Genomic DNA, 10856 nt, shown 5'->3' with positions numbered 1-10856 from the left:
CCGTCGTTGAGGCCGTCGGCCATCGGACCGTAGAAGTCGACGAGGTACTCGGTGCCCGCGGCGCCCAGCTTGACCAGGTTGAAGCGGGCGTTGCGGGCCACCAGCGGGTCGAACGTCCAGCGCATGGTGCGCGCCCCGCGCGCCAGCGCCCACTCCCGCTGCGCCTGCTTCACCGCGCCACCCACGCCCCGGTCACTGGTGCGGGCGGCCGCCACGAACGAGTACACGTCCCGGGCCGCCGGCTCCCCGAACACCGCCGCGGCCGCACCGCACAGGTCCCCCGCCGCGGTGTACGCGGCGTGCACGGCGCCACCCGCGTGCACCAGGCTGTGCAGCACCTCGGCCGGGTAGGGCGGGGTGGCTCGGGGGGTCTGCCACACGTCGCTGAAGAAGTCGGCCACGGCGGCGATGCGGGGCACCTCGTGGATGGTGCGGACGGTGACACCGGTTGTCGTCATGGTCCGAGTCTCGGCGGGACGGACATCGGAAAGGTTGTCCTGTGGCACAACAGGTGCCTAGGGTCGTGTTGCGATCGGCCAAACGAGCTGCGCCGTAGCGAAAGGTTCCCGATGGACACGCCCACCCTCAGTGATCTGCTCGACGTGCTCGGGGGTTCGTCCGTGCGGGCCGTCACCGCGCCCGCCGGGCTCGGCGTGACGGTCGGCGAGGTGCTGCTCCACGACGCGGACGCGCCGCTGCCCGCCGCGCCCGGCGCCGTGCTCCTCGCGGTCGGCGTGCGCGCCCCGGACGCCGGGCCGCTGGTGCGGGCCGCCGCGGCCGCGGGCATGGCGGCCGTCGTCGTGCGCGGCGCCCCGGAGCAGCCGGAGCTCGTCACGAAGGCGGAGCAGGCCGGGATCGCCCTGCTCACGGTCGACGAGGACGCGGCCTGGCACCGCGTCCACCTGCTGCTGTCCGCGGCGGCGGGTGCCGGGGCGGGCGGTGCGCCGACACCCGGCGGCGATCTGTTCGCGCTCGCCGACGCCGTCGCCGCGGCGGTCGGCGGGGCCACCGCCATCGAGGACCCGCGCCAGCGCATCCTCGCCTACTCGACCGTGCCCGGGCAGGCCGTCGACGAGGACCGGCGCAACGGCATCCTCGGCCTCCAGGTCCCCGACAGCCCGGAGAACGCCGAGCAGTACCGGGCCCTGTTCGCCGCCGACGTCCCGCTGCGGCTGCCCGCGCTCGACGCCGACAACCTGCCCAGGATCGCCGTCGCCGTGCGCGCGGGCGGCGAGACGCTCGGCTCGCTCTGGGTCGTCGACGACGGGGGTCTCGCCCCCGACGCCGAGGACGCCCTCGCCCAAGGGGCGTCCACCGCCGCCCTGTTGCTGCTGCGGGCCCGCGCCGCGCAGGAGCTGGCCCGGCACCTCGGCGGGGACCTGCTGCGCCGGGTCCTGGACGGCACGGTCGACCCGGCCGGCGCCGCGCACCGGCTGGGCCTGGGCGCGGGCACCGAGCCGGTACGGGTGGCGGCGTTCGTCCCGGCGGGCGCCAGCACGGCACCGGACGTCGAACGGACGGCGCTGCGACTCCTCGACCTCGTCCGGCTGCAGTGCGAGGCGCGCTACGGGCGGCACGCCTGCGTCCTGGTCGACGGGGTCGTCTACGCCCTGCTGCCCGCCGCCGGCGAACGCGGCGCCGCCCGCCACAAGCGGCTCGCGCAGGACATCGTGGAGCGGGCGGGGCAGGCGCTGCGCACCCCGGTGCGGGCCGGGCTCGGCGCGCTGGTGCCGGGGCTGGCGCGCGCCGCGGACTCCCGGGACGACGCCGACCTGGTGCTGCGCTGCCTCTCCGCGGAGCTGCCGGTCGCGCTGGTGGACGACGTGCAGGCCCGGGTGACCCTGCTGCGGCTCGGTGAACTCCTGGGCGGGCGACGGGAGTTGACGGAGGGGGCGTGGGTCCGGGTGCGGGCGTACGACGCGGAGCACGGTACGGACTACGCCCGTACGGTCATGGCGTGGCTGGAGGCCGGCTGCGACATGGCGGGCGCCGCGAAGCGGCTCGCCGTCCATCCCAACACCTGCCGGTACCGCCTCCGGCAGGCGCGGGACCAGATCGGCCTGGACCTGGACGCCCCGGACGAACGCCTGGTCCTGTGGCTCACGGCACGCCTGGACTCCGCCTGAACGCCGCCGGCTGCGGGTGAAATACCGACTGCGTCCGCCGGGTTCCGCTTTCGTCGCGGGCTGCGGGTGTGTCGTGGTTGCTCGCGCAGTTCCCCGCGCCCCTGAAGGCATGCGCTGCGCGCAGCCTTCCCCCGCCGGGGAGAGGCCGCCCGAAGGGCGTGCCTCTCAGGGGCGCGGGGAACTGCGCGAGAAGCCCCACCGGCCCGCAGCCGACCTACGAACCGAACAACCCGCGGAGCGTCAGCGCAACCAGTCGCCCAGCTTCCGCTCACACTCGACCAGCTGCCCGACGGAGACGTACTCCCCGGCCGTATGGGCCAGCACCGGATCCCCCGGCCCGAAGTTCACCGCCGGCACCCCCAGCTCCGTGAAGCGCGCGACGTCCGTCCACCCCAGCTTGGGCCGGGGCTCGACCCCGAGGAACCGGACCAGCGACCCCACGGCCGCCCGGTCGAGACCCGGCAGGGCCCCGGGCACGACCTCCGTCACCTCGAACTCGTACTCCGCAGGGAAGAGCCCCCGTACGTACGCCTCCGCCTCCGCGGCCGAACGGCTGGGCGCGAAGCGGGCGTTGAGGGAGATGACGCAGGTGTCGGGGACGACGTTCCCGGCGACCCCGGCCCGCACGGCGACGGCGCTGAGCCCTTCCCGGTACTCCAGGCCGTCGATGACGACCCGCTCCGGCACATGCGCGTCGAGCACGCGCAGCACCTCCGCCGACCGGTGCACCGCGTTGACGCCCCTCCAGGCCCGCGCCGTGTGCGCCCGCGCGCCCCGCACCGTGATGTCGGCGCACAGCACGCCCTGGCAGCCCGCCTCGACCCCGGCGTCCGACGGCTCCATCAGGATCGCGAGGTCCGCGGCGAGCAGCTCGGGCCGCTCGGTGGCGATCCGGTGCAGCCCGTTGCGGTCGCCCTCGACCTCCTCGCACTCGTAGAAGACGTACGTGACGTCGCGCGACGGCGCGGTCAGGGTCGCGGCGAGCCGCAGCGCGACGGCCACGCCGCCCTTCATGTCGCAGGCGCCGAGCCCGTACAGCAGGTCGCCCTCCTGTCGCGCGGGCAGGTTCCCGGCGGCGGGCACCGTGTCCAGGTGGCCGGCGACGATCACCCGCTCGGGGCGGCCGAGGCCGGTGCGGGCGACGACCGAGTTCCCCACCCGTTCGACGGTGAGGTGCGCCAGTGCGGCCAGCGCGGACTCGACGGCGTCCGCGAGCGGCTTCTCGTCGCCGCTCTCGGAGGGGATGTCGACGAGTGCGCGGGTCAACTCGACGACGTCCGCGCCGAGTTCGAGTACGGGGGCGGGGGCGGGGGTGGTCACGACTGCTCCTCGGGGGCGGAGTTGAGCTGGGAGTGCTTCATCCCGTACAGCCGGTAGACGACGAGCCCGACCGCCATCCACGCGCCGAACGCGATCCAGGTGTCCGTGCCGAGGCTGAACAGCATGTAGCCGCAGCAGACCACGCCGAGCACCGGCACCAGCGGCGACAGCGGCACCCGGAAGCTGCGCGGCGCGTCGGGATCGCGGCGGCGCAGCAGCACCACGGCGATGTTCACCAGGGCGAAGGCGAACAGGGTGCCGATGCTGGTGGCGTCGGCGAGGCTGCCCAGCGGGACGAGCGCGGCCAGGACGGCGATGAAGGACGAGACGATCACGGTGTTGGCGCGCGGCACCCCGCTCCTGGCGTGCACCCGGGAGAAGACGGGCGGCACGAGGCCGTCCCTGGACATCGCGAACAGGATGCGGATCTGCCCGTACTGGACGGTGAGCACGACGCTCGTGGTCGCCACCACCGCACCGGCCGACAGCAGGATCGGCCAGAGGCTGCCGCCGCCGACGGCCTGCACGAGCACCTGGCTCAGCGTCGCCTCGGTGCCCCCGAAGTCCTGCCACGGCATGGCGCCGAGCGCGGCGACGGCGACGAGCACGTACAGCGCGGTGACCAGGACGAGGGACAGGATGATGGCGCGCGGCAGGTCCCGCTGCGGGTTCTTCGCCTCCTCGCCGGCGGTGGAGGCCGCGTCGAAGCCGATGTACGAGAAGAAGAGGGACGCGGCGCCCGCGCTCATCCCGGCGGCGCCGAGCGGGAACAGCGGCTGGAAGTTGCCCGCGTGGAACGCCGTGAAGGCGACCGCGCAGAACATCACGAGGGCGGCGACCTTCACGCCGACCATGACGACGTTGGCGACGGCGCTCTCGCGCGCGCCCCTCAGCAGCACGACCATGGCGAGGACGACGATGAGCGCGGCCGGGATGTTGAGCACGCCGCCCGCGCCCGGGGGCGCGCTGAGCGCGTCGGGCAGGGTGACGCCGACCGTCAGGTCGAGCAGCTCGTTCACGTACTGGCCCCAGCCGACGGCGACGGCCGCGACCGACACCCCGTACTCCAGGATCAGACACCAGCCGCACACCCAGGCGACGAGTTCGCCGAGCGTCGCGTACGCGTAGCTGTACGAGGAGCCGGACCCGGGGATCATGCCGGCGAGCTCGGCGTACGACAGGGCCGAGAACAGCGCCGTGACCCCGGCGAGCGCGAACGACACGACGATGGCGGGCCCGGCGTCGGGCACCGCCTCGCCGAGGACGACGAAGATGCCGGTGCCGAGCGTGGCGCCGACGGACAGCAGGGTCAACTGCCACATGCCCATGGTGCGGCGCAGCGCGGTGCCCGTGGCGGCGGCCGCCGCCACGTCCTGGCGCCTCGTCAGCCGCGCCGCGAGACCGCCTCCCGGACCACCGTCCGGACGTGTACGAACCGTCTCCACGGCACCGCTCCCCTCACCACTGCACTGGTTGTCGCCCCGATGATGCTGAGCGGGCAGGCAGTGGGGTTGGGAACATCGGCCAGAAAGGGAAGGGACCGCTTGGCCGGTCGGCCAAAGGGGCCCGGTGCCGGGCTCAGCGCAGCGCGTCGGCCACTTCGCGGGCGGCGTCGAGGACCCGCGGGCCGACCCGCTCGGGCACCGCGTCCGCCAGCATCACGACGCCCACACTGCCCTCTATCCCGGTCACGCCGAGCAGCGGCGCCGCGGCACCGCTCGCCCCGGCCTCCAGCTCGCCGTGGGTGAGGGTGTAGCCGTGTTCGGGCAGCACGCCCTGCCGGGCCCCGAGGATGGCGCGGCCCGCGGCCCCGCGGTCGAGCGGGTGGCGGAACCCGGTCCGGTACGCCACGTGGTAGTCGGTCCAGGTCGGCTCGACGACGGCCACGGCCAGCGCCTCCGTACCGTCCACCAGCGTCAGATGGGCGGTCGCCCCGATGTCCTCGGCCAGCGAGCGCAGTGCGGGCAGCGCGGCCTCGCGCACCAGCGGATGGACCTGCCGGCCCAGGCGCAGCACGCCGAGCCCGACCCGGGCGCGGCCGCCCAGGTCGCGGCGGACGAGGGCGTGCTGTTCCAGCGTGGCGAGCAGACGGTAGACGACGGTGCGGTTGACGCCGAGCTTGTTCGAGAGCTCGGTCACGGTCAGCCCGTGGTCGGTGTCGGCGAGCAGTTTGAGGACGCGCAGTCCCCGGTCGAGCGTCTGGGAGGTCTCCGCGGTCACGACGCCCACTCCTTAGTGGTGAGGGTCGGCGGCTCGGACGTGGCTGCCCCGCCGCCTGTCCCGTGGGCGACGCGCGTCAGAGGCCGCCGGTCGGTGATCAGGCGCTGGGCTGTGCACGTGCATACCGGCTGCAGTCCGGGGCGGCGCTGCCACGGAGCGTGTGCGTTGCCGGGAATGTAGCGAGGACGTCCCGCTGAGCGGAAGACTCCGTCCAGAATCCGGGCAGCCCCCGGCCTGAGTTGTACGCGATTGCCCGCACATGACCCCCGCGTCACTTCATGCGGGTGGCCCACTCCTGCACCTTGGCGATGCGCTGCCGCAGCTGCCCGCCGGTCGCCTCGGCGCTCGGCGGACCGCCGCAGACCCGCCGCAGCTCGGTGTGGATCACGCCGTGCGGCTTGCCGCTCTGGTGGACGTACGCGCCGACCATCGTGTTCAGCTGCTTGCGCAGCTCCATCAGCTCCTTGTGGGAGACGACGGGTCGCCGCTCGGCGGGCAGTTCGAGCAGATCTGCCTCGCTGTCGGGCTTCTTCTTGCTGTGCGCGATCTGCCGGGCCTGCCGCTTCTGGAGCAGCAGCTGCACCTGGTCGGGTTCGAGGAGCCCCGGAATGCCGAGGTAGTCCTGCTCCTCCTCGCTGCCGGGGTGGGCCTGCATGCCGAACTCGGCGCCGTCGTAGAGGACCCGGTCGAAGACGGCCTCGGACTCCAGCGCCTCGAAGGAGAACTGCTCCTGCTCGCCGGTGTCCTCGTCCTGCTGCTTGTTCGCCTCGTCCATCTCCTGCTCGGACTCGGCGTAGGGGTCCTCCTCCCCGTCCTTCTTCGGCTTGTCGAGGACGTGGTCACGCTCGACCTCCATCTCGTTGGCGAAGCCGAGCAGGTCGGGGACGGTGGGCAGGAAGACGGAGGCCGTCTCGCCGCGCCGCCTGGACCGTACGAAACGGCCCACGGCCTGCGCGAAGAACAGCGGCGTCGAGATGGTGGTGGCGTACACGCCGACGGCCAGGCGCGGCACGTCGACGCCTTCCGACACCATGCGCACGGCGACCATCCACCGGTCCTCGCTCGCCGCGAAGTCGTCGATCCGCTTCGAGGCGCCGGTGTCGTCGGAGAGGACGAGCGTGGCCTTGCTGCCGGTGATCTCCCGGATCAGCTTCGCGTAGGCGCGCGCGGACTCCTGGTCGGAGGCGATGACGAGGGCGCCCGCGTCCGGGATGCCCTTCCTGACCTCGGTGAGCCGGGCGTCGGCGGCCCGCAGCACGCTCGGCATCCACTCGCCGCGCGGGTCGAGCGCGGTCCGCCAGGCCTGACTGATGGCGTCCTTGGTCATCGGCTCGCCGAGCCGCGCGGCGATCTCGTCACCGGCCTTGGTGCGCCAGCGCATGTTGCCGCTGTAGGAGAGGAAGATGACCGGCCGCACGACGCCGTCGCCCAGCGCGCTGCCGTAGCCGTACGTGTAGTCGGCCGACGAGCGCCGGATGCCGTCGTTGCCCTCCTCGTACTGGACGAAGGGGATGGGGTTGGTGTCGGAGCGGAACGGCGTACCGGTCAGCGCGAGGCGGCGGGTGGCCGGCTCGAACGCCTCCAGGCACGCCTCGCCCCACGACTTCGAGTCACCGGCGTGGTGGATCTCGTCGAGGATGACGAGGGTCTTGCGCTGCTCGCTGCGGTTGCGGTGCAGCATCGGGCGCACGCCGACACCGGCGTACGTCACGGCGACGCCGTCGTACTCCTTGCTGAGCGGGCCCGCGCTGTACTCGGGGTCCAGCTTGATGCCTATGCGGGCGGCCGCCTCGGCCCACTGCTTCTTCAGGTGCTCGGTCGGCGCGACCACGGTCACCTGCTGCACGACGTGGTGGTGCAGCAGCCAGGAGGCGAGGGTGAGCGCGAAGGTCGTCTTGCCGGCGCCAGGCGTCGCGACCGCGAGGAAGTCGCGGGGCTGTTCCTGGATGTACCTCTCCATCGCCCCCTGCTGCCAGGCACGCAGCTTGTTGGCGGTGCCCCAGGGGGCGCGGCCGGGGAAGGCGGGTGAGAGGTGGTGGGACGAGGAGGCGGCGGTAGTAGTCACGGTCTCCGGAATCACTGGGGCTGGACGGCACGGCTACGTATGACAACCGGGCCACCCTACCGGTGAGCGTGTTGACGAGCGCGGTGGACGAGGCCGGGCCGGGCGCGGTTGCGACACGCATCACAGATCAACTCACCGCCGTGCACGGGGAGTCGCCGTCACGTCACGGGGATCCCGGTGGTGGCTGGTCATCCGGCCGCCTGGCTGTCCGGTCCCCCGGCCGCCCAGCCACGTGGCCGCCCGGTCGCCGGGCCGTCGTCACCGGGATTCCCGCAACCGGGTCCCCACCCAGGCCCCGACCAGCGCCACCACCGCCATCGGCAGGAAGACGGCGACGAACGCCCCCGGGTGCGAGCCGGTCGCGCCCTCGGTCACCCCGTGCCCGACCGCTCCCCCGCCCAGCGCGGCGAAGGCGGCGCCCCCGGCGGCGAGCAGCACGACGTTCGACAGGCCGTCGGAGATCTGCAGCGCGGCGGAGTTCGTCCCGGCCTCCTCGGGCGCGGACAGCTGGAGCAGCAGCACGCTCGTGGAGGAGATCACGAGCCCCATCCCCAGACAGCCGAAGCCCCACGCCACCGCGACGATCCACACCGGCACGGCCTCGATCAGCACGCTCGGCGCGGTCACGATGGCGGCGGCGACCAGCACCATGCCCCCGGCGACCATCCGGTCCCGGTACGGTTCGAGCCGCGGCCGCGACTGCACCCACGAGCCGAGCGCCCACGTCGCACCGCCCGCGGCCAGCGAGAAACCGGCGAGCGTCGGCGAGAGCCCGCGCTGGGTGACCAGCATCAGCGGCACGAACGACTCGGCCGCGATGAACGACCCGGCCGCGATCCCGCGCAGCAGCACCACGGACGGCAGGCCGCGCACGGCCCGGTACGTGCCGCGCGGCAGCAGCCCGAGCACGGACGGCACGAGCAGCGCGGCGCCGGCCGCACCGGGCAGCAGGGACAGCCACCGCAGGTCCTGGGCGGCGTACTGGAGCAGCCCCGCGCCGAGCGAGATCCCGAACGCCAGCCGGATCCGCCGCCGGTCGACGCCGCCGTCGCCCACGGCGCCCGCGGGCGGCCCGCCGGCCCGCCGCCTGATCTGCGGCAGCGCGAGCGCGAGGGGAAGGACGACGAGGACGGGGATCCCGAGGAACACCCACCGCCATCCGACGTGCTCGGTCACGGCCCCCGCCGCCAGCGGCCCCACGACGGACGGCACCACCCAGCTCGCCGCGAACGCCGCCATGATCGCGGGCCGCAGCCGCTCCGGGTAGGCGCGGCTGACGACCACGTACAGGGCGACGATGACCAGCCCGCCGCCCAGCCCCTGTACGGCCCGCCCGGCGACGAACAGCCACATGCCGCCCGCGGTCCCGGCGAGCACGAGCCCGGCGGCGAACGTCGCGATCCCGGCGGTGACCGGCCCCAGCGGCCCGCGCCGGTCGGCCCACTGCCCGGCGAGCACCATCCCGAACAGGCTGGTCGTGAAGTACCCGGAGAACGCGAAGGCGTACAGCGACACCCCGTCGAGCTCGCGCGCGGCGACCGGCATCGCGGTGCCCACGGCGGTCGCCTCGAAGGCGATGAGGAGGACGACGGTGACGATGCCGATGCTGAGCGCGCGATAGGTCTTGCCGAGCACGCCCTCGGGCTCACCGCCGCCGGGCACGTCGGCACCGGCCGCGGCATCGCGGAGGGAGGCGGGGGCAACGACGTCCATGTCGTCTTCGAGGGCGGTCATGCGGATCAGAGTAAGGGGCGTCCGGGCGACTGACCCCTGTCGGGAGACGGGGTTGTGGGTAGTCCCTTGGTCGTACGTCCCCGGGGCGGCCGGCCCGGATCGTGAACGGCGTGTGGCAGTCGCATTGCAGGGCGGGCCGGACCCTTGAGGCGGGGTCGGCGGGGCGCCTACGGTCAAACCAGTTGGAGAACACGGCCGTATGCCCGAGTGGTTTAGGGATTCGCCTGCAAAGCGAAGCACACCGGTTCGATTCCGGTTACGGCCTCCGGCAGCTCAACGGCGCTGGGCTGCATGTTCACGAAGGGGCGTCCCGCTGCGGCGGGACGCCCCTTCGGCATGTTCGGGCCGGACACTGACCGGCCGGACACCGATGATTTCGCCGTCCCGCGGAAGTCCCCTCCTCGGATCCTCGGAGAACATGCCCGTACTCAAGCCACCGGGAAGGCTGCCCATGCCCGCCAGCAGAACTCAGACGCCCCCGCCCCCGTCTTCTCCGTCCTGCCCCACGACAGGGGAAGCGACGGCCCTCCACCACTTCCTCCGGGCACAGCGCTCCGGAGCCCTGGCGATCCTCGAAGGACTCACGGAGGACCAGCTGCGCACCCCGGTCCTGCCCTCGGGATGGACACCGATCGGCCTCGTCGAACACCTCGGGCACGCGGAGCGCCACTGGTTCCAGGAGGTGGCCCGCGGCACGGCGACCACCCCGCTGCCCTGGGCGACGGCCGAAGAGACGAACGCGGCGGACCCGGTGAACCCGGCGAACCCGGCGAACCCGGCGGACCCTGCAAACCCGTTGGCGTCAGCGCACCCGACGGCCGAGGTCATCGCGTTCTACCGCTCCCAGTGCGAACTGTCCGACGCCGTCCTCGCCTCGACGCCCCTGGACGCACGCCCGTTGGGCCACCACGACGGGGACCTCGACGACGACGTCACCGACCTGCGTTGGATCATCCTGCACATGATCGAGGAGACGGCCCGCCACCTGGGTCACCTGGACGCCGCCCGTGAACTCCTGGACGGCCGCACCGGCCTCGCCCCGCGCTGACCGCGCCCGCTCACCCGACGCGAGCCTCGGCCAGCCGCGCCAGTACGGCATCGACGGTCGCGTCCACGGTGAGGTCGGACGTGTCGAGCCACAGCCCGACCCGAGGCGTCTCCTCCCGCAACACCCGGTCGAGCTCGCGCACCCCCCACTCGCCGTACCCGCTCTTGCCCCGGGCGGCCTCCCGGGCCACGACGGCATCGGCGCGGGGCGCGAGCACGACGACGTACAACGGCCGTACGCCGAGCCCCTCCACGTATTCCGCGTACTCCTGGAGGTGCCCACCCAGCACGACGTCCTGCACGACGGCGGTGAACCCGCCCCGCACATACCCCTCGGCCACCCG

7 protein-coding genes, 1 tRNA gene and 2 pseudogenes are annotated in these 10856 nt (G+C 73.6%); 3 read left to right on the top strand and 7 right to left on the bottom strand.

Going from position 1 to position 10856, the window contains the following annotated elements:
• A pseudogene (locus M4J07_RS43555) lies at positions 1–458 on the bottom strand (hypothetical protein); the annotation flags it as partial.
• Positions 459–569: 111 nt separating this feature from the next.
• Between M4J07_RS43555 and M4J07_RS43550 the strand changes: the two are divergent.
• Entirely contained in the window at positions 570–2126 is a 1557-nt protein-coding gene (locus tag M4J07_RS43550; protein WP_255982061.1) for a PucR family transcriptional regulator, read from the top strand.
• Between the two features lie 240 nt (positions 2127–2366).
• On the opposite strand, the gene dapE is transcribed toward M4J07_RS43550, so the two are convergent.
• From dapE to M4J07_RS43525, 5 genes are all read right to left on the bottom strand, one after another.
• Positions 2367–3446 carry a succinyl-diaminopimelate desuccinylase gene (dapE, locus tag M4J07_RS43545; RefSeq protein ID WP_255982059.1) on the bottom strand — a complete coding sequence of 360 codons (1080 nt, stop codon included), beginning with the start codon at positions 3444–3446 and terminating at the stop codon, positions 2367–2369.
• Positions 3443–4891, bottom strand: coding sequence for an amino acid permease (locus M4J07_RS43540; protein ID WP_255982057.1), 1449 nt, complete (start codon positions 4889–4891; stop codon positions 3443–3445). Before M4J07_RS43540 ends, dapE begins: the two co-directional genes overlap by 4 nt.
• 133 nt (positions 4892–5024) lie before the next feature.
• Positions 5025–5666: an IclR family transcriptional regulator gene (locus tag M4J07_RS43535; RefSeq protein WP_255982055.1), complete on the bottom strand. Its 642-nt coding sequence runs from the start codon at positions 5664–5666 to the stop codon at positions 5025–5027.
• 271 nt (positions 5667–5937) lie between these two features.
• Positions 5938–7731, bottom strand: coding sequence for a DEAD/DEAH box helicase (locus M4J07_RS43530; protein ID WP_255982053.1), 1794 nt, complete (start codon positions 7729–7731; stop codon positions 5938–5940).
• A gap of 258 nt (positions 7732–7989) precedes the next feature.
• Positions 7990–9465: an MFS transporter gene (locus tag M4J07_RS43525; RefSeq protein WP_255982051.1), complete on the bottom strand. Its 1476-nt coding sequence runs from the start codon at positions 9463–9465 to the stop codon at positions 7990–7992.
• Positions 9466–9658: 193 nt separating this feature from the next.
• Between M4J07_RS43525 and M4J07_RS43520 the strand changes: the two genes are divergently transcribed.
• Together M4J07_RS43520 and M4J07_RS43515 are read left to right on the top strand one after the other, a co-directional pair.
• A tRNA-Cys gene (locus tag M4J07_RS43520) sits at positions 9659–9730 on the top strand.
• A gap of 186 nt (positions 9731–9916) precedes the next feature.
• Complete coding sequence (locus tag M4J07_RS43515) at positions 9917–10513, top strand: DinB family protein (protein WP_255982049.1); 597 nt, start codon at positions 9917–9919, stop codon at positions 10511–10513.
• A 10-nt stretch (positions 10514–10523) separates the two neighbouring features.
• Here M4J07_RS43515 and M4J07_RS43510 read toward each other — a convergent pair.
• Positions 10524–10856 (bottom strand): annotated as a pseudogene (locus M4J07_RS43510) (phosphotransferase); the annotation flags it as partial.

This window comes from Streptomyces longispororuber (genome assembly GCF_024448165.1).
GTDB lineage: Bacteria > Actinomycetota > Actinomycetes > Streptomycetales > Streptomycetaceae > Streptomyces > Streptomyces longispororuber_A.
Note: the sequence above shows the minus strand (reverse complement) of the source record. Positions and strands in the feature narration are given on the sequence as shown.